Genomic DNA, 20,151 nt, shown 5'->3' on the forward strand with positions numbered 1-20,151 from the left:
GATCCAACAAACCAACTAACGTTCTAGTTGGGAAATTGATACAAGCTGTGAGAAATTGGCTAACCAAATGAACCCGAGTTAAATAATTCATGAGGCAGCTAGGAGGAGTGGGAGGTTGGTCGCGTCTCTGCTTTGAGCCGTTCGATAGTCGGTGTTACGGAGTTATGCCGTTGCCCCTCTTCATTCACGAAGACGGTTCCTTTCGGGGAGGGATAAGCATGACCTGCCCCCTTCGACCGCGTCCATTCGGTAAATTAGTTACTTGCTGAATGCATGCCCATTTGAAGGGAGATGTCTTATGCCAAGAAGACGATTCACGCCGGAGCAGATCATCCAACAGCTCCGCGAAGCGGAGGTGCTTCTTTCTCAGAACAAGACAATTGCCCAGGCCTGCAAGGCGATCGGCGTCACGGAGCAGACTCACTACCGCTGGCGAAAGGAATACGGTGGTGTTCGCAACGATCAGGCCAAGCGGTCGAAAGAGCGCGAGAAGGAGAACGCTCGGCTCAAGCGTTTGTTGGCGGCTATTCGTCTAGTATTCGTTGTGCGTGCTATCTCCGATCAAGCTGCCGATCGAGTTTTCGTAATGCTTTGGCTTTGTAGAATAGCCAAACGAGCAATAGCCCGACACATCCAAAGAATACCGGAAATCCCCACACACTGATGAGCGAATCAAGGCATATCCGCGTCGGTTGTTGTGGATCATACAGAATATCAACGCGATCATTCGCTGCGATATTCTGTTTAGAACTGACCAAGCTGCCCTCAACCGGCTCTCCAGACGCGGTTTGAAAGCGGAAGTAATAGGTCCACACCCTGCGACGCTCGCTACTCGTGCCGGAGGTCTTCACTTCGTAGCTAGTGCAGGTGGCAGTCGCTCGTTCCCCACGCAGGCCTAGCACGAGATGTTCGTAAGAGGAGTAAGCAGCGAACAATATCAAAGCCACGATGACAAGGCCAGCGAAGCCAGTCGCCAGCGACCGCCCGTGATCCAGGCACCAATCCACCAACCACGCTATCATCGTAGTGCTCCCCGAGACCTCTTTGACATGGTGACTGGTACGCCCTCCTGATGGTCAATCATCCGGTGAACTTCTTAGGTATTGAATGACGGCAGCACGATGATCACTCCCCTGTCGTACATGACCAAAAGCAAGTCCAACCCTGGCGCAGCGCTCACGAGTGTTTTGGCACAACCTTGTTGGTCATGACTTCGATGCAATACCGTAGATGGAATCTACACGGATTGTACTGATACTGCCAGTCGCCACGACCAGCTGAGAGGGTGAAGCGTTTTCCTTCTGCGTTTGCAGCGGTCGGAAGGTACCAATATGATTCGGGTGACCTTTAGATAGTCTCAAGGATCGGCGTATCCTTCATTCGGTAGAGCGACACGCCTGAGGGGTTGTCATGGCATTCGGCTTACACGAATCAAGAATGGCCCGATAGCGACTCAGGCAGCTTTTCTTCACCTTCTCGTTGGGATCGGCCTGCCCGTCTCACTCCAACCAGACCCCACGATCAATCCCTCAAATATTCAGTAAAGGATTCGGTTCGCTCAGGGGTCGACCGAACAGGACTCGGAATCACTAAACCGTTCTCTCCGCATCAGATAGCGAAAGTCTAAAACAGAGAACATTCACGAAAAGGGTTCTGAACAGGGAGCCTTTCTTTGCAGCGGATTTTCCGCCGACAAACCAGTTAACGACAAACGCCGAGAGTGAAAGCTCTGGGCGTGTTGTCGTACGGGAGAACATGGTATGGTGTCGCGGCTTGATGGGAACTCGCGGAAAGTTCTCCGATTAACACGACAATTCTGGTTCGTCTCTATCGGGGCAATGGTCTCACTTTTATTCCGAAGCCCGTCAGTCTCGCTCCACTTAAACCCTGGTTTAGCAAATAGTGCTCAACCAGGGTTTTTTCGTGCGCTCGCTGAGGCTGGGATAGAAGTGTGGCGTTTTATCCCATGAACACAATTCGTGGCAGCTCGCGTTGCGGTCTAGCCGGAGGAATTTGAAATGCGCTGAGCGGTCGTGTTCGTTCCATCTAAGCGATGAATCCCAACTCGGTTGTCGCATAACTTCCCACCAAAACCGCGACGTGTTCGAGTGGAGCAACTCTTCTTTTCCGCGGAGATTCTTTCTCGCTGTTAGTCATGGGAATGTACTTATAGCCTGCCAAGGCAAAGCCTTTTGAAAAGCGGACTTACACGTCTCCAGGGGATCGATCGGCAATTCAAGAATTTAAAAAATACATTGACGCTACGTGAAATACGAATATACTGCGGGCATCCCACGAGGGATGCTTTGTGCCCCAGAATGCGTTTTCCCAATCCGTTATCTGACATTCTGCACTTACTTTTTCAGGTTCACTGTTATGAGAAACAGTCGCAATGCTTTCACTCTGGTAGAGCTTCTAGTAGTCATCGCCATCATTGGTGTCCTTATCGCGCTGCTTTTGCCGGCCGTGCAGCAAGCCCGAGAGGCAGCGCGGAGGATGCAATGTTCCAATAACTTCAAGCAAATGGGATTGGCACTGCACAACTATCATGACACATTTGGCTCGTTTCCCTACGGTGCACGAGCCGGTACAGTTAGCTACCCAAATCTATCAGGGGTCAACTGGAGAACTTCAATCCTGCCGTTTCTCGAGCAGAATGCCCTGTTTGATCAACTTGATTTTGAAACGGGTAGCTTTAGCGGATACAGCAGTTTTCCCTTCGCAGGCGGCAACTTAGTTTTGGAAGGGCTGGTTGTTGAAGGCTACATTTGTCCATCTAGCCCGATTGACCCGCTAATCGCCGCACCAGGAGGACTGAACAATCCTGCCGCCGGAGACAAAGCAGGAATGATGCATCACTATGTCGGGATCGCTGGTGCCTACCCTGACCCCGCCGGACGAACGGACGTCGTAAAGCAAACTTCACGAGGTTATGCTGCCGGGACCGGCATGCTTCGCCCAGGACAGGTGACCAAGTTTCGGGATGCAACCGACGGAACATCGAACAGCTTGGCAGTCGCCGAACAGTCTGGGATGGTTGGCAAAGAGGTGATTGCCGCCAATTACGGGGGTGGATGGACAGGTCAGTTAGCGAACTATCCCGTAAGTTCGATCTCTAGCAGTTCTGACAACTACTATTACACGGGACTTTCCACGGTTCGTTGGCAGATCAATTACGACACCAAAACCTCTTCATCCAGTAGCCAACCCTACGAAAACAACACCATTCTCAATTCATTTCATCCGGGTGGAATCTTAGGGTTGTTGGGGGATGGATCGACAAGGTTCATTCCAGAGACCATTGATATGGAAACGCTGCGGCGTCTAAGCGCATGCGACGATGGACTGACGGCTTCGCTTTAATTCGCTCACCGCAATAGTAATTGAGAAAGCCATATCAATGATTTGTCAAGTAACTACGAAACTGGCCATGCTGATGCTTTGCATACTTTGCACAGGGTTGGTTGGCTGTTCGGAAAAGCCGACTGGTGCTGAAGTCGACGGTAAGATCGCTTTGGACGGATCACCCGTATCGACTGGGGTTATCCTCTTTCAAGATGATTTCAATGGCACAGGAGGGAGTGCGATTGTTGAGGACGGAAGTTTCAAGTTCTCGACACCTTTACCTCCAGGCAAGTACGCGGTTGCTCTCCAACCGCCACCACCGCCGGCGCCACATGAAACAGGGATAAAACGGGTCAATGTTAAATTCCCCCGTCATTTAACCGTCGCGGCAACAAGCGGGCTGGAGATCGAAATCACGCCAGGGAAGAACTCTCTAGATCTAGATGTCCAATCCAAATAGTAGCCCAGCCAGAAGTGGTGTTAGAAACTTTGTTTGAGAGCAACATGCGTATTACAACATTGGCAGCTAACCTAGCGGGGCGGTACGTCTATTTTCTGGCCGGTTTACTTCTCTTTCTAGGGGGTGCCGGAAGACTCGATGCATTAGAAAAAGCGTCGTTCGTAATTGTCGGCAGCCAAGACTGCGGTTTGTGCCAGGTGTTGAGAAAGCACGATGTGAAATTTGCAACGGCTTCCGACGTGGACCATGCACTTTCGCAGGTAAGCGACCGGGGAACCATTGCCATTTTGGCCGACAAGTACCCCGATGAAACAACCGACGTTCCTCGTTCGTTTCTGTCGCAGGCTACCAACAAGAAGCTTCGAGTCTACCTAGAGTATCCCACGGAAATTCCTAACGTTTCCATTGGATCCCCGACAGGGGTCCGTTGGGAACGCGTGGTTGTTGCCTCGGACGATCTAGGTTCGCATCTCAAATCGAACCAGATTCTCTCCATGAATCGTTGCCGTTATGTGCCCGTTCAATCAAATGATCCACTTCTTGTCCTAGCACGCGTCGCGGGCTTGGACACCGCCGTCTATGGAATTCCTGATACGGCCGTACCTCTCTTAGTGCATCGTGCGGCCACGGATGTGACACCAGAGATGTATATTGCGACGAGCAAAATGAGCGACTTTGTAACCGCCCGTTATGCCCCCGCGAAGGCCTGGGCAAACGTTTGGAGCGGACTCTTAGAAAAGCTTGATCCATCTTTGGCCGGAATTCGCCTTGCCTGGGAACCTACAGTACGTCCTAGCTACTTGGCCCAAGAGGTGCTTCCTGAGAACGCCGAAAGGGAAGCTCTTCGGCGTGGTGCTGACTGGTTCGTTAAATCGGGTCTCTTGCTTACCGAGAAGTCTCTGGAGACAAGTCGTGAAAAGATTGCGATCTCCGAGGTTGCCCATTCGAAGGCATTTCGCAACGAACTTGGCGATGGACGCTTTGGCATGTTAGAGGGGTTTGACTCAGGTATTCTTCCCGATGGAAGCCAGCGCGTTCGTGTTATCCAGCGAAGCGACTGTATCAGTGAGACGGCGATGGGGCTTGGTATTGCTGGTGATGTAATCAACAATGAGCAGTTGTCGACGATCGCTAAGAATCTTCAAGAATACCTCTATCTTCGGTCCGGTGCTGTGCACGGAGAGCGAGGCGACCCCAGCCATCCTTCGTACGGAATGATTGCCTGGGGGGTCTCAAACGATGCGTGGAAGCGAGCCAACTACGGGGACGACATCGCGCGGGTCTTATTGGCATCGATGGCCACCGAAGCCGCTACGGACGACCATCGGTGGAACCCCTATATATCTCGCGCGGTTGTTGCTGGCTTACGCACAACCGGGCCACTGGGGTTCAAGCCAGGAAGGATTGATCAAAATCAACTGGCAAGCAACGGCTGGCAGCATTACTTGAAGCAGGCGAGCATCTACCCTTCGCCTCACTTTCAGTGTTACTTGTGGGCTTGTTACCTGTGGGCCTACGAGCAGTCTGGGGATGAGCTGCTATTAGAGCGGGCTCGCACGGGCATGCGAATTATGATGTCGCGATATCCTGATGAGTGGAGATGGACGAACGGCATTCAGCAGGAAAGAGCCCGAATGCTTCTACCACTGGCGTGGCTAATTCGTGTAGACGATCGGCCGGAACATCGTCGTTGGTTACGGCAAATCGCCGAGGATCTGATTGCCTGTCAAGATGCGTCTGGAGCGATTCGCGAGGAACTAGGGCGACTCGATCGGGGTGCCTACCCGCCCCATCGCAATAACGAATCGTTTGGTGCTCACGAAGCGCCATTGATTCATGAAAACGGTGAACCAATTTGTGATTTGCTATATACAACGAACTTTGCGTTTCTGGGCCTTCATGAAGCTGCTGCCGCGACCGGCGATGAATTCTATCGAGATGCTGAAGATAAGCTCGCAGCTTTCCTGTGTCGTATTCAAACGAAAAGCGAGGCCCACCCTGAACTTGACGGCGCTTGGATGCGTGCATTTGATTTCCATCGCTGGGAGTTCTGGGGATCCAATGGTGATGCTGGTTGGGGGGCATGGTCGATTGAATCCGGCTGGACGCAAGGGTGGATTGTCGCGGTGCTCGGTATGCGACAAGCCAACAAGAGCCTGTGGGAGATGACACAGCGACTTGACGCAAGTAGCGACTATGCCAGGTATCGCGAAGAAATGCTGCCTCAGAATACTGTTCACGAGGTCAAGCAAGATCCCATCCGGCACGATGGAGTCAATGCCTCTGTCAAATTGATCAATTCGCCTGCCCCGCAATATAGTGTCTTGGGTGCCGAAACACTCACCAATGGACTGGCCGGTCCAATCTCGCATCAAGACGCACAGTGGATTGGGATTGAAGGGGAGGCACTTGTCGCTGAACTTGAATTTGAGGACCAGAAAGCGCTAAAGACGATTGATGTAAACGTACTCCAGGGAACAAAAGTTGGAATTTACTATCCACGCAGCATGCGCGTTTTAGTTGCCAATGACGATGGAGAGTTTCTGCCATGGGGATACCTGCAGTGTGAGCCGGATGATTCCCATGACAAACAAGTGAAATGGATTCGGCTTTCTGGCGAACCGAGCTCTATCAAGCGGATTAGGGTCATACTGGAAAACCGAGGAACGATACCTGGTGGTCACCATTCGGCAGGCAAACCGACCTGGCTATTCGTGAGCGAGATAGCACTCAATCGCAGTAACTCAGAAAAGAAGGAAGCAATGTGATACCCGGTGAGATTCGAGTAGCATCTGCTAAATTTCGAGATGACCTGCTCAACGATACACTTCCTTTTTGGCTGGATCGTAGTATTGATCGCGAGTATGGCGGATACTTCACTGCCTTTGATCGTGATGGTAGGCGACTTGAAACAGATAAAGCGGTATGGTTCCAAGGGCGTTTTGCTTGGATGTTGGCAACTATCGCTGAAACGGTCGAGCCTCGTAATTATTGGCTAGAGCGTGCTAAGCACGGCATCGACTTCCTGCAGCGTTACTGCGTTGATCGCGATGGAAGGTACTTCTTCCTGGTAACCCGTGATGGGCAACCACTGCGAAAACGCCGGTATGTTTTCTCGGAATGCTTTGCGGCCATGGCCTATGCTGCCTACGGAAAATCGGCTGGTAGCGAAGACCACTGCCAAATGGCAATCGAGCTGTTTCGAGACCTCCGATCACATTTAGGCCCCAACTCCTTTCTGGAACCCAAGGTGAATCCTGGCGTACGCCCCATGAAATCGTTGGCCAGCCCGATGATTCTCATTGGTGTTGCTCAAGAGATTCGCAAAGCAACTGGATTGGTCGAGTGTACGGAGGTGATTGAGCAATGCATCGATGAAATACGCACTGACTTCGTCAAAGGTGACTTAGCATGTGTTCTGGAGAATGTCGGCAAACAGGGTGAGGTGATCGAAACGTTCGATGGCCGTCTGATCAACCCGGGGCATTCGATCGAGTTGGCGTGGTTTCTGATGGAAGAGGCTAGACAAAGGGACTTGCCTGAGTTGACCGCATTGGGAATACAGATTCTCGATTGGTCACTCAAGTTGGGCTGGGACAAGCAGTACGGTGGCTTGTACTACTTCCGAGATTGTCACGGGTTCCCGTGTGCCGAGTATTGGCATGATATGAAATTCTGGTGGCCGCATGCGGAGGCGATCATAGCGACGCTCCTCGCATGGAGACTGACAGGGGAAGAACGCTACTGGAGTTGGCATCATAAGATTTACAGTTGGTCTTATCAGCATTTCGCCGACCCCGAGTTTGGAGAATGGTTCGGCTACTTGCATCGTGACGGAACGCTCTCGAGTACGATCAAGGGCAACCAATGGAAGGGGCCGTTCCATCTACCACGGATGCAGTTCTACTGCTGGCAACTGCTTGAGGAAGTAATACATGCCCAGCCTGTTTGATTCAACACAACTTAGCTGGCTCGACTGGAGTGTGTTGGGGCTGTATTTCGGTGGCTTGCTCGTACTGGGGTTCGTTCTCCGCAAACAGAGTGGAGACGATTTGGAAGGCTACTTCTTAGCTGGCCGAAAAATCCCAGGCTGGCTGAATGGATTCTCGTATGCGGCGACGTGCATGAATGCTGATGTCGCTCCGGCCTATTGTGGTATGACCGTAGTTACTGGGGTATTCATCTGCTGGTTTTACTTCGCTCGGTTTGGCTTGGCCCTGATGATTGCAGCTTTGCTGTTTGCGGGACTTTGGCGAAGACTAAACCTGCGTACGTCTCCCGAGTTTTACGAACTGCGTTTCAGCGGATCAGCTGCTTTAACGATGCGTAGTTGGGTGGCATTGCGAAGCGCACTGATCGCCTTGCCTGCCTGGACGGGAGCGGGGTTGTTGGGGTTGCACAAGATCTCATCACCACTACTTGAATGGTCGATGTTCACGACGCTTGCCATTGTCATTCCGGTGATTCTGTTCTATGTGCTGGCATCTGGGTACGTCGGAGTCGTAACTTCCGACTTCTTTCAAACCCTGATCATCATTGGTAGCTCCGTACTGCTAATGATTATCGTGTTAGTCGACTTTGGAGGACCGACGCAACTTTATACGGCGTTGGAGCAATCAGTCGGCACGGAGGCGGCCAGTGTGTTCCCACCGATAGGACACGAGGTGCTCGGTTTAGTCGCGATAGCCGCTTGGACCATGGGAACCGCGATCGGGTATGGAGGCGACGCTGCTCCCATGGCTGGTGCCATGGAAGGACAGCGCATTCTTTCATGTCGTAATGAACGAGAAGCGTCCAAGATGTATGTCTGGACAACGATCATCCTCTTCTTGCTGCTGGCCACGCTCACGTTGCCTGCTCTGGCTGCAATGATTCATTGGCCGGAGGTTAGGACCGCCGATCAGAAGGAACTCGCCTACGGAATGCTGATGGCGAGATATTTGCCACCAGGTCTGCTAGGCCTGGCCTTGAGTGCCGTCCTGGCCTCGATCATGAGTACCGTTAGCTCCAATATGAATTTTGGGGCCCAGGTACTTGTGAACGACGTCTATCAGCGCTCGCTGGTTAAGAAGGCGTCCCTGCAGCACTACCTGTTGATGGGGAAAGTGTTTTCGGCAGGCATATTGATCCTGGGAATTCTGGTGGCGGTTGCCGCGACAAACGTCATCCAGATCTCAATCTTCATGCTCGGATTGTCGTCAGCCGAATTGACGGCGAACTGGGCACAATGGTGGTGGTGGCGATTCAATGGCTGGGCCCGATTAACGGCATCGCTCGGTGGTCCATTGATCTTTCTTCTTAATAAGCTGTTTGTGTTCCCAAATCCGTGGTTTGCTTTTCCGAACCTACTCGACTTCGGCCCTCACAACGACTATATGATCATCTTCGTTTCGATGGGCATAACGCTGATCGCCTGGGTCACCGTTGCTTGGCTAACCCCACCAGAGCCTATGTCGCATTTAGTGGACTTCTACCGGCGTGCACGCCCCTATGGACTATGGGGACCCGTAGCCAAAGCCGCTGGCGAATCGCTACCCCCGCGAGGCCGCATTGCTTTTGGTTTTGCCGTGGCACCGTTTGGAACCCTTATGGCTGCGACCGGCATTCTCACGCTCTCGCTGGTTTACTTGGGGCGGTGGAGTGGGGCCGGGATTGCGGCAGGCGTGATGCTTATTTCCGGGACCCTATTCTTTTTCGGCTTCAGCAAGCTCATTCAGCCTCAAAGTTCGTTGGAATCGGAATCCAACGCTGCGGAGTCTCACCCACGCGAAACTGTGGAACCTCAGTTTGTTGAGAACTCCTAATCGGGATTGCATAATTTCAGGAAACAGAAATATGATTTCCTGTTGCTCCTCTTTGTATCTCTTTTGAGCTAACTATATGACTGTTGAATTCGGCCGTCCGAAACGCGTTCGCTTGGTGGATATCGCTGAGAAAGTTGGTGTTTCCAGGCGAGCCGTATCGGCTGTATTGCTGGGAACGGGCGGCAGTCGTGTTACCGTCGGAGAAGAAAAGGCGAAGGAGATCCAGCGAGTCGCCAATTCGATGGGATACCAGCCTAACCTCGCGGCACGCCAATTGGTGGGAAAACGCTCGCACACGTTTGGATTGTTGGTCGCATCGGCAGGCGATCCCTTGCGATCGTTTCTTATTCAGTATCTGGATGAAGAGGCTGCTGCGCACGGCAACCGTACGCTGATCGGAAACACAGTCATCGCACCAGATCGTTTCGATAAGAACGTGCAACTGTTCACCAACAGCGGCGTCGACGGTGTTCTGTGTGCGGTTCACAATTGGCTGCCAGGTGATCGGACTGCTCTTTTAAACCAACACCCTTGCACCGTCTTCTATGAAGATCCAGGGATCCCCAACGCATGTTTCGTAACCGTGGATCGTGTGGACGCAGTACGGCAAGCCACCGATTACCTCATCGAGCAAGGGAGAGAACGAATCGGATTAGCCCTTACGATGAAATCCAAGAAGAGTGAGAAAGACCGTCTGCGAGGTTTCAAGGAAGCTCAGAAAAGTGGCGGTCAAACGTTCTCGCCAAATTTTCTGTTCTACGCGTCTCCGAAGTACAAAGACGCCCACGCTTGGCACGATGTCGATACCGTAAAGTGGAGCTTTCCTGAGGCGGTGATTGACGACCTGATCGAACGACTTGTTGTTGGCGAAGGCGCGGACGCCATCATCGCCCACGACGACTATTGGGCTGCCACCCTTATCAAACGATTGCGTTACCGCGGAGTTCGGGTGCCGGACGATGTCGCGGTTGTTGGCTACCTGAACCACTATTTGGCGGATTTTACGGATCCACCTCTGACTACCATCGACCTAGACCATATGACGGCTGCTAAAGAAATGGTCTCAATGCTCGAAAGAATGATTGGTAGTGAGGAATTGCCTGCAGATCAGAGGCAAATATTGATTAAACCACGGTTGATTGTTCGAGAATCGGCGTAGCCTTGCTCCCCGAGCAGGATACGTGCCCGATTTGCTCAGACATGTGCGTCCGAGTTATTAAAAACAAATGAACAAGTCAAAAACTGGGTGATTGAGATTTCGCCCATACAGAACTCTATAGGAGTTAGGAGGGCGTGTCCTGAGTGGATTCGGACATAGCCTTTAGTCAAATCGTTTAATTCCCTCGCTACAGTCTGGATCCAAATTCGTTCCGACTCCAAGTTGAAAAATTGACTCCGAGTTGCGGGACTTTTGAGAAAGCGCACGATGGCCAAATGTGCGCGAATTCAACTACACACTTCGTACCCAAATACGCGCATTTCCAGAGAGTTATTGCGATTGAATAAGACGCTTTGCAACGTTTTGCAAATCTTCGTAAACTACTTCTGTCACACGGTTTCAGGTGAAAAGAGCAGGGCTTCCTGGGCGGCCTCATAAGCCTGAGACCGAAATCTGAAGCTCAAAATTGCTGCTCGCTCTAAGGTGTGACTTTGCAATATCTTACGAAGAGGCTCCTCTGCTTAAAGTGGCGTTTGAGGACGCTTGAAAGTGTGTAGTTTTACACACATTCATTCAGCGGGCTGATTGCGATCACATTCTGTGAATTGTTCCTAGTATCCAGCCAAGGACGGCTCGTCCGGGGGCACATACATGGAATGTTCGCTAAGATTCCAGTCAAAGGCCCGAGTTCAGCACGGGAAGAGCTAAGAACAGGATGTTAATTCGCCCTTGGATCGGAATCTTGCGATAGAAGTCGTTTCGCTTCCGCCAGCACGAAACCAGGATCCATGAATGGTTCGTAGCTTATGTCCTGCCAACGCACCTTTCCATTGCCGTCAATTAAAAAGGTCCCATGGAGAGGCTGAGCTTCAAAGTCGTCGTAAACCCGAAACGCTTTGAACACATTTAATGGCTCATCAGAAACAAGTGGAATTGGAAGCCCCACTTCATCGTAATTCTCTATCGATTGCTTCAACGTTTTCGGATCGTCGGTACTGATCGCTATCATGCCGAGACCTGCTTCCTCGAATTCAGTGATCCGCGGCGCAAAGGCCTGCAACTGTTCGGCACAATGAAGACATCCGGAGCCAAGATAGAAAATAACTACGTATGGCTTTCCCTGAAAATCCGTTGATGCATGCTGTTTACCTTGAACATCGTTTAATGCCCAGTCGGGAGCCTGGGAAGGAGACCAGCGGAATGGACCTAGGGAATCAAGAGATGGTCGCTCCCCGACGTCTTCGGCAGTTTGCCGTCGAATCCGCCAATCGTCCATGTAGCCGAGTTCTTCAGAAATGGGAGTCAGGCGAGCGAATTGCGGAATATCAAGATCAATCTGGGCGGAGAGCTGTCGCAATTGGTCGAACGCTGACTTGCATTCAACCTTCTTTCCGGACAACCACAAACTCTCGACGAGTGCAGCAAGTGGATAAACTTCGTTCTTGCTGGAGTCCACAATCTTTCGTAAGGCTTTTATCGCAGCGTCATGGTCACCGGACTGCCATTGAACTTTTGCAAGGTAGACCGAATCGACGTCGCTGGCATCTTTGAGAAGTTCATAGCCCTTCTGAAAATCCTGATACGCGATCGCCTCGTGCCCTTTCAGAGCTTTGATGGTTGTTTCGAGATTCTTGGTTTTCGACTGAAGTTCCTTGCGAGCCTTTTCTGCCAATTTCTTGGCGTCTTCCTTATCGGTGTCTTCACCTGGACTTTTCGTAACCGAATCTGCCTTGGCCTTTAACGCTTCCAAGCGGCGCTCGAGCTCTGCGATTTGAGCCTTGCCAGCTTCCGTATTTCCTGTTTGAAAATACGCCAAGCCGAGGTAGCGAAGACGTTTAATTTGTTCACTCTCGTCGTCGGTAGGCTCCAGGTAGGAGGAATTTGCTAAGTCGATCAGATCATCCCATAGCTCATAGGTTCGGACAACTTGAAACAATCTGCGTCTGCCGTAAGTTGTGCTGCCATTCTTGGCGAGGGTGTTGTATCGAGGATGACGTGGAAGTTCGATCATGTTCTTGGCCAAATCAATCGCATCGTGAACCCGTCCAATATGAATCAAGTTGCGAATGAGCCACTCGTTGTTGTGGGCAAAATTGTGAATCTCATCCGGCATGACCTGATCGCGAATCATATGGGCATGGTCGACCCTCGCCGAAGCCTCTTGCTGCCAAGCCGCATCATGATAACGCTGCAATCGGGAATAGATGTGCCCAGGCATGTGCCACATGTGAGCGATGCTTGGTGAGGACTGACCACAAAGGGCTGCAGAACCAATAGCCATCTCCGGTTCCCGCCTGTCCCACAGGTGGATACGGAAGTGATGCGCGGAGTGCATCGGCTCGACTTCAAAGATGTCCTCGAGCAGCGCATTGGCGGCGAAATAACTCGTACTCGACGACTTCGCTTCATACAAGTGCCATGCCAACAGGGCCTTCGCCTCGAGATCATCTGGGTACTTCAGGAGAATGTTCTCGAGCGACTTGGTGTAGGAATCATTTCTCTTCTCTTTTTCTTTGCTGTCGAATTTGACGTAGGCGTCGAGCGCGTCGATGTACATCTTTTCGCGTTCATTAGCGTTGTCTTTGCGCGCGACCGCTTCTTCTATGAAGCCTTTCGCACGATCCAAGTTTTTGAGGTTGGCCATCGCGGCTCCCCAGTATGCCATGGCGCAGTCGGGATCAAGTGATGCCGCGTGTCGAAAGGAACGTTCGGCTTCGAGATACCAGAACCCGTAAAACTGACCTAGGCCTTGGTCGAAGAACTTTTGCACCACGGGATCGTCCGTGCTAATCGGAAATTGAACCTGCCCCGTCCCACCCATGAGATAAGCCTTTTGACGAGGCCCCTCATTGAACACGTCACCGTGGAATGAGTGTCCCTCGAGAATCTTGTCGACTTTGTCCGTTGGCTCGTCACGGTTGTCTTCGGGGACATTCGCTTGCTCCGCGGCCAGGGGACAAGCCAATAGAATGAACAGAAATGGCCAAACTGAATCTCGAATGAAGTTAGAACGCAGCATAAATTCCACGGTCACTGAGGACCGGAACGCACATCCATCAAACAATGAAAGTCCGGACCGATCGAAGGGGGGGTAAAAGAGGTATTCAGGATAAAGCTTAGCAAACACAAATGCGTTGTTTCAAGCTGCGACAGCTGCAGTTGCCGGTTAGTAGGGTGTTGGGCTTGGTAGAGTGAGGCAGACGCGAACCGCGTATAAGCTTCATCAATTTGTCTCGTATTATCGGTGGCAGTTGTTCTCCAATGACGGTTCGACATTATGCACGAGTGAGCGATTTTTCATTCGGCACCCGCATTTATTTTAGCGAGCAACTTTATCGCCCGTCCGAAGTTTTGCTCGGCTGACTTCGTCAGCCAGAACAGAGCCTTCCCGTCATCGCGATCGACGATGTATCCTCTGAAGTACATCTGGGCAAAATCGTACTGGCCGTGCGGATCGCCGCGCTCAGCACGGACGTAGTGGTACGCCACCTCATCGGCCTCAACATCGTAGTCCCAGTAGTCGCGCTGGTTTTCCTGCCATAGCCTCAGGTGGGCCTCGTCCAGCCATTCCAACTTAGCGCAAGCTGAAGTAACGGCACCCATGGTTCCCGGCAGGGTAGCGAGACGGGTCTTGTGCAGAAGTTCGCCATTTTTATCGCGAACTCCTATCGACAATACGACATTGTCTTCGTAGGACACATGACACTGCGCAGTTCGTCCGCTGCCGCGGTGTTTGACAGGTTTTTCCCACCAGCGATCAAAGACGATACCATTCGCGAGAATTCGCTCATACACTTGGGTGCATTGCGACCGGTCCCAACCGTAATCTTCGGCGAAGGCCAGTAGTGTCTCATGGATACTCGAAAGAAAAAACTGCTTCCGCTGGTGGTCGACCTGCGTCACATATTGGTTCAGATTTAGATAATAACCTACATCGAGCACGTCGAGCATTTCAACTTTAACGAGGTGCTGCGAGGCAACTTCCGTGAAGCTCACCACCAGCTTCGCGATCTCGCGTGACGGCGTTTTTTTCAATTCGAGTTGGAATAGGTCGAAGATGTAGCCCGCACGTACCGGTCCATGCTCGACCAACCGGCGACCGAGTTCCGGTGTGTATTCGTGTGCTAGATATCGCAAATACTTGGCCATCGCTGCCGCCTCGACAAGAGCATAAGGCACAAAACAGATCCCGCCTAAGCAGGTCACGCTATGCTATACGCATACTGCGCTCATTGCCATATTGTGAGCGATTCAAGCACTGCTTCCGCGTTGCTTGCCTACCGCGTAAGTCTCGATGTTTGTCTGGTTAGATACGTGAGCCTGCTTTTGGTGCCGACTTGAGCCAATGGCGGTTCGTCCTGGGCTACTAAAGTGGAGCATTCGTTAGGATCGCAGTTAGCACATAGGTCATGAAAGACTACCAGTTGAAAACTGGTTTCATGCGCGGGTGCAGGTCAAGTAGCTGCAGGTTTTTGTGCAACACGACGAATCTCTGTCATCCCGGGAGTAGAACAAGCTCGCTTTAGGCTGAAAATTCTAGTTGTCAGGAAGCCGCGAGAGAATTGCAACTTATCGATTTGCATCCCCAGAGTCTGTGTCATCGGCCAGCAGTTCCAACAGATCGTTGATCGATCTATGTGCTTCGACTGGGTGTCTTAGCGGTTGATCTCCCAGGATGAAGTAGTGATTCTGACGTCCGACTTTCTCTTTTCGGATGACTTCGCTTTCTTCCAGGTCAGCAATGATTCTCTGAACGGCACGTTCCGTAATGCCAACTTCGATGGCAACCTGCCTAAGTACCATGTTTGGGTTTCTAGATAGCAGGATCAAGACGTGGGAATGATTGGTTAAAAAGGTCCACCGCGCGTGGGACTGCTCCTGAACCGTGCTTGATTCGACTGTTTTTTGGCGGGGCTGTGCCTTATTAGAAGAGTTTGAAGATTTGCTGGCACGCGAAGTTTTTTTGCGTTTCACCGCCATGAATTCACCTTTGCAGAAAATGGCCCATTGGGGATTTCAGTGGGGCGCGTAAGGCCGTACTGCGAAAGAACTTATCTTAGCTCGCTTGTCGTGATTCAGCAATCCGGAATTCTGTGTCGTCTTTTAGTTTCATTCGTTTTTGCTCAACCGAAACAAGAAAAACTGCCGAAAAGTTATGCGACGCAGGATTGACGACAAGAAAGTCGTGCTTTAGACTTCGTGCGTTGTGATCGTGACCGGTTAAGCCAGACCAAAGTAGGAATTCGCAATGTTGGACGCAGCCGTACTTTTATTAGTCGTGCCTCTTTGTCTTGTATTGGCGATGGTGATACCCACTTCGTGGGCGAATCGGCATCCGCTGGAAATAAGACGCTTTGCTCAAGTTGCTGTTATAGCTGCGGGAGGGTTCTACTTCGTCGGATCACTGATGCTGTTGCAACGAGAAATCATCACTGGAAGCATCTCCTTCTCATCAGCAAGCGATCTTTGGATGTTTGCCATATTCTTTGATCCACTTTCGGCGATGATGTCACTGCTGATTGCCTATGTTGCCTGGATTATTACGCGGTTCTCAATCAAGTACCTAAACGGCGATTCAAACGAGGGACGCTACTACAAGTGGCTTTTGGTGTGTCTGGGAGCAATTCTAGGTCTCGTGGTGAGTGGGAATCTCATTCAGCTATTTGGTTTCTGGATACTGACCAGCCTCGCGTTGCACCAGCTACTTATCCACTACAGCCATCGACCTTGGGCAATTTGGACGGCTCGTAAGAAGTTTCTGATCAGCCGACTCGGCGACGTGTTCCTGGCCACGGCTATCTTTCTGACATATCAAATCTGGGGAACGGTCGAGCTTAAAATGCTTTTCTCGAACGTTCAGGCGACAGCAAGCCTGGGCATGCATGACCCAAGAGTAACGATTGTGTCCGTGCTGTTCGTTCTAAGTGCCTTAACAAAATCGGCTCAGTTTCCGTTTCATACCTGGTTGCCAGATACCTTAGAGACCCCAACTCCCGTATCTGCGTTGATGCATGCCGGCATCATTAACGCTGGGGGCTTTCTGCTCATCCGCCTGTATCCCATTGTCGGTCAATCTGGGATCGCCCTATCTCTCTGCTTGCTGATCGGAGGAATTACGTGCCTCTTGGGTGGAATTATCATGACAACCCAGTCCAGCATTAAAAAGAAGCTGGCTTACAGCACGATGTCGCAAATGGGCTTCATGATGATGCAATGCGGGGTGGGGGCATTCTCGGCAGCTTTTGTTCACATCATCTTTCACTCGCTCTACAAGTCTCATGCATTTCTTCGATCTGGCAGTGCAGTTGCAAATCACAAAGGCAGAGATCCGGAAGATCAGATCTCACTTACAGAAAATAGTTGGGCAATAGCTCTCGGTGCGGCAGCTTCGTTCGGGGTTCTAGCAGGCACTGGTTGGTTGCTGGGCATTGATGTTGTGAAAGCAGACGGGCGAGTACTGCTCGGACTGATTCTAGCTCTTTCCCTGGCTCAAATACTTGCGGAAGTAATCCGTGCTCGCTCAACCAAAGCCGTGTTGCTCGGCGTAGCTGTTGTGATGCTGATGGCTGCTATGTACCTGTTAAGCCACGAAGCAATGCACCGACTCGCATTTGAAAATACAACGGGGGATTTGCCAGTGTTCAGTCCGGCGATGTGGATTGTCGTGGGAATCGTAACTTTGGGGTTTGTTGGCCTGGCGGGGTTTCAAATTGCAAGGGTCAAATACCGGAACTCATCGTTTGTGCAAGCAGTTTATGTTCATGCGTTAAACGGGTTCTACCTGGACATTGCTGCACGTCGTGTGACCGGATTGCTGTGGGGGCGATCTGCTCCAACGCCTTAGTTTGTTCATTCACTCATAAAGCAGGGTTATCAAGGAATTCTGACATGATTTCATCGCTAGAATCATCGAATAGCTTGCTGAAGAATTCTCCCAAGCCAGTTCGGCCGATCATCGAAAACAAATCGCAAGACATTCAGCAAGTCATCGAGAAACTATACGAGTCTATTGCTCCCCTTTGGCCGCTGAAAGACTTTGTCGCCGTGAATCCATTTCTCGGATTCACTGGCAAAACTCTTCTCGAAACTGATTCACTTCTGAAAACGATTAGTGATGTCGACCTTCTTCCGTCGCTGGAATACTGCCGAGAAGTCTATCGAGATGGTTCGATTTCGACGGATGATGTGGCAAACGCTTACCAACAGGTCGCTCGAGATAATTCGGCGAGTCTTGCCGATGTGTCCCTGGCCGAGGTAATGGACTGGCTACAGAGCGACATTAAGCCAGCAAACCATAGTCGACGTCGAATCTGGACGATGGCCGAGGTGTTAGATCGCGAGAGCAGAGGAGAACGAAGCAATCAAATCATTAATGATATGACACGATTCCTATCTGGATACTTCGACGAAGGCGAGGCTTCCTGGTCGATGCCCTGGCAGGATGACGCGCCCTACAAAGCCTGGAAGCAGGTGAGCTCGACAAGCTATCGCATGGATCTGCTCGGTATGCGGGGCTTCAGGAATTTCGTCCGTAGCTTGCCAGAAGATTCTGATCGAGCGATTGCCCTGTTATTGAAGAAAGCTGACGTACCGAATCGACTTCTCTTCTTGTTTTGTATTTGCCAGCTCGCCTCCATTTCGGGTTGGGCATCGTATGCTCGGAACCAATTAGGACAATCAGAGAACCCGGATTCTTGCCTGAAGGATTTACTTGCGATTCGGTTGGCCCACGACGTATTTCTAATTGAGTCTAGTCGACAAAGTATCTCATCATGTTTTCATGAAGACGTTTGGAACAACCGTGACTACATTCAGCAGATGTTGACGCCTAGTCGCACCAGTGTCGTGCGGTATGTGCTGCTTGTCGCTCAGGAAATGAAATTCCAGCAGATCCTTGCTTCCGGTCTGTTGGATCGAGATATCGATAAAACAGGCGATGTGGACGCTCTTGCCCAGATGGTGTTCTGCATCGACGTTCGTTCCGAACCAATTCGCCGCCATTTAGAACTTGTCGATGAGCGAGTAGAAACATTCGGTTTCGCTGGGTTCTTCGGCATGCCGTTGCGTCATACGACGGGGGAAGACTCAGTTGGCAGCGCGCACTGCCCTGTGCTTCTCAAACCCGCGTTCCAGGTCAACTGGAGTCCGGAAGAGCATGTCCGCTCTAGTCAAAAAAGTTGGCGACACGCTTGGAAAGCCTTCCGTTCCGGCCCGATATCGAGCCTGGGATTCGTCGAGACTTTGGGCTGGCTTACTGCCGGTAAGTTGCTGTCCGATTCTTACGGATGGGTCAAAACACGATTTCAGCAACAGCCGTTTGACAGCAAGCCACAGGTGTATCCTGAGAACGAATCGCACATAGAGCACCGCGAAGAGCTTTCTCTGGAAAGCCGAATCAGTTTTTGCAAAAGCTTTCTTACAAACCTTGGCTTAACCGAAGAATTTGCTCGCTTTGTTGTTGTGTGTGGGCATGCAGCGGACGTGCAAAACAACTTGTTTCAATCGGGCCTGGACTGTGGTGCCTGCGGAGGACATTCGGGAGAGCCCAACGCACGTATCGCGAGTTGGTGGTTGAACAGCCCGGATGTTCGGGCTGGACTAGCGACGCAGGGGATTGTGATTCCTGATAGCACCTGGTTTGTGCCGGCTGTTCATAACACGACGACGGAACAAATTGTGTTCACCGAGAAAACTCATATACCTGAGGAGTTTCAAGACGAGTTCGCTCAGTTGATCTCAATTTGTAAAGAAGCGAGTCAACGCTGTGCAGAGAACCGTTCTGAAAGATATGGTACGTCGCAGAAAGAGGATTTGACGCGTAAGGCCCAGGACTGGAGTGACGTACGGCCGGAGTGGGGACTCGCTGGGAATGCCGCTTTCGTTGTCGCACCTCGTTCTCGGACACAATCGTTGGATCTGAAAGGCCGTGTATTTCTGCATAGCTACGAGGCGGAGAAAGACCGCGACGGAAGCGTGCTTGAGCTCATCATCACCGCTCCGATGATCGTTACCAGCTGGATCAACCTGCAGTATTTCGCGTCAACCGTTGATGCGAACAAGTACGGAAGTGGAAACAAGCTCATCCACAATGCCTTGGGCAAGTTCGGTGTTCTGGAAGGCAACGGAGGTGACCTTAAAACAGGACTTCCGTGGCAGTCTGTTCACAACGGCAAACAATGGCAGCATCAGCCACTGCGGTTGACTGTGATCATTGAAGCGCCGAAGGAACGGATCGAGCGAATTGTTCGTGCTCATGCTAACGTCCGAGAGCTAGTTTCAAATGGATGGATCACACTGCTCTGCTTGGAAGAGGATCGATTCTCCCGATGGAACGACTGCGGCACTTGGGAACCTTGGGATGATCAATCTACTAGCTAATGGTG

The 20,151-nt window shown here is 51.3% G+C and carries 12 protein-coding genes and 1 pseudogene; 9 read left to right on the top strand and 4 right to left on the bottom strand.

Going from position 1 to position 20,151, the window contains the following annotated elements; all coding sequences use genetic code 11:
* Positions 1-298: 298 nt before the first annotated feature.
* Positions 299-535 (top strand): annotated as a pseudogene (locus tag PSR63_RS23770) (transposase); the annotation flags it as partial.
* Between the two features lie 16 nt (positions 536-551).
* On the opposite strand, the gene PSR63_RS28280 reads toward PSR63_RS23770, so the two are convergent.
* Positions 552-1,022, bottom strand: coding sequence for a DUF3592 domain-containing protein (locus tag PSR63_RS28280; RefSeq protein WP_443111059.1), 471 nt, complete (start codon positions 1,020-1,022; stop codon positions 552-554).
* A gap of 1,354 nt (positions 1,023-2,376) precedes the next feature.
* Between PSR63_RS28280 and PSR63_RS23775 the strand changes: the two genes are divergently transcribed.
* The 6 genes from PSR63_RS23775 to PSR63_RS23800 all read left to right on the top strand — a co-directional run bounded on the left by PSR63_RS23775 (position 2,377) and on the right by PSR63_RS23800 (position 10,768).
* Positions 2,377-3,363 (top strand): DUF1559 domain-containing protein, encoded by a 987-nt coding sequence (locus PSR63_RS23775; RefSeq protein ID WP_274328213.1) that lies wholly within the window; start codon positions 2,377-2,379, stop codon positions 3,361-3,363.
* A gap of 37 nt (positions 3,364-3,400) precedes the next feature.
* The gene (locus tag PSR63_RS23780; protein WP_274328215.1) at positions 3,401-3,805 is read left to right on the top strand and encodes a hypothetical protein; all 405 of its coding nucleotides are present in this window, start codon (positions 3,401-3,403) and stop codon (positions 3,803-3,805) included.
* 215 nt (positions 3,806-4,020) lie between these two features.
* On the top strand, positions 4,021-6,573 hold the full coding sequence (locus PSR63_RS23785) for a hypothetical protein (RefSeq protein ID WP_274328216.1): 2,553 nt from the start codon (positions 4,021-4,023) through the stop codon (positions 6,571-6,573).
* Positions 6,570-7,757 carry an AGE family epimerase/isomerase gene (locus PSR63_RS23790; RefSeq protein ID WP_274328217.1) on the top strand — a complete coding sequence of 396 codons (1,188 nt, stop codon included), beginning with the start codon at positions 6,570-6,572 and terminating at the stop codon, positions 7,755-7,757. Before PSR63_RS23785 ends, PSR63_RS23790 begins: the two co-directional genes overlap by 4 nt.
* A complete protein-coding gene (locus tag PSR63_RS23795) occupies positions 7,741-9,609 on the top strand; it encodes a sodium:solute symporter family transporter (RefSeq protein ID WP_274328218.1) in 1,869 nt (622 codons plus the stop codon). The genes PSR63_RS23790 and PSR63_RS23795 overlap by 17 nt, the downstream gene beginning before the upstream one ends.
* A 76-nt stretch (positions 9,610-9,685) precedes the next feature.
* Entirely contained in the window at positions 9,686-10,768 is a 1,083-nt protein-coding gene (locus tag PSR63_RS23800) for a LacI family DNA-binding transcriptional regulator (protein ID WP_274328220.1), read from the top strand.
* 718 nt (positions 10,769-11,486) lie between these two features.
* Here the strand turns inward: PSR63_RS23800 and PSR63_RS23805 are convergent.
* From PSR63_RS23805 to PSR63_RS23815, 3 genes are all read right to left on the bottom strand, one after another.
* Positions 11,487-13,787: a redoxin domain-containing protein gene (locus PSR63_RS23805; protein WP_274328222.1), complete on the bottom strand. Its 2,301-nt coding sequence runs from the start codon at positions 13,785-13,787 to the stop codon at positions 11,487-11,489.
* Between the two features lie 278 nt (positions 13,788-14,065).
* Entirely contained in the window at positions 14,066-14,947 is an 882-nt protein-coding gene (locus PSR63_RS23810) for a hypothetical protein (RefSeq protein WP_274328224.1), read from the bottom strand.
* Between the two features lie 390 nt (positions 14,948-15,337).
* Positions 15,338-15,598: a helix-turn-helix transcriptional regulator gene (locus PSR63_RS23815; RefSeq protein WP_274334238.1), complete on the bottom strand. Its 261-nt coding sequence runs from the start codon at positions 15,596-15,598 to the stop codon at positions 15,338-15,340.
* Positions 15,599-16,016: 418 nt separating this feature from the next.
* On the opposite strand from PSR63_RS23815, the gene PSR63_RS23820 reads away from it, so the two are divergent.
* Positions 16,017-17,612 (top strand): proton-conducting transporter transmembrane domain-containing protein, encoded by a 1,596-nt coding sequence (locus PSR63_RS23820; RefSeq protein ID WP_274328226.1) that lies wholly within the window; start codon positions 16,017-16,019, stop codon positions 17,610-17,612.
* 44 nt (positions 17,613-17,656) lie between these two features.
* Positions 17,657-20,146: a YbcC family protein gene (locus PSR63_RS23825; protein ID WP_274328228.1), complete on the top strand. Its 2,490-nt coding sequence runs from the start codon at positions 17,657-17,659 to the stop codon at positions 20,144-20,146.
* Positions 20,147-20,151: the final 5 nt, after the last annotated feature.

Source organism: Bremerella sp. P1, assembly GCF_028748185.1.
Classification (GTDB): domain Bacteria; phylum Planctomycetota; class Planctomycetia; order Pirellulales; family Pirellulaceae; genus Bremerella.